Below are 255 nucleotides of genomic sequence, written 5' to 3'. Positions count from 1 at the left end.
CCCTGGAGATATCGGAAGTGCGAATGTTGACATGAGTAACGACAAAGGGGGTGAGAGACCCCCTCGCCGAAAGACCAAGGGTTCCTGCTTAAAGTTAATCTGAGCAGGGTTAGCCGGCCCCTAAGCCAAGGCAGAAATGCGTAGGTGATGGGAACCACGTTAATATTCGTGGGCCTGGTGGTAGTGACGGATTGCGTAACTTGTTCAGACTTATTGGATTGTCTGGGCGGGGAAGCGGTTCCAGGAAATAGCTCC

1 rRNA gene is annotated in these 255 nt (G+C 52.5%); it reads left to right on the top strand.

Annotation, left to right across the window (positions count from 1 at the left end):
• A 23S ribosomal RNA gene (locus MRBLMR1_RS30905) occupies nt 1-255 on the top strand; the annotation flags it as partial.

It is taken from the genome of Neorhizobium sp. LMR1-1-1.1 (genome assembly GCF_040675795.1).
Classification (GTDB): Bacteria; Pseudomonadota; Alphaproteobacteria; order Rhizobiales; family Rhizobiaceae; genus Neorhizobium; species Neorhizobium cellulosilyticum.
This window is presented reverse-complemented; position numbering and strand designations above follow the sequence as displayed.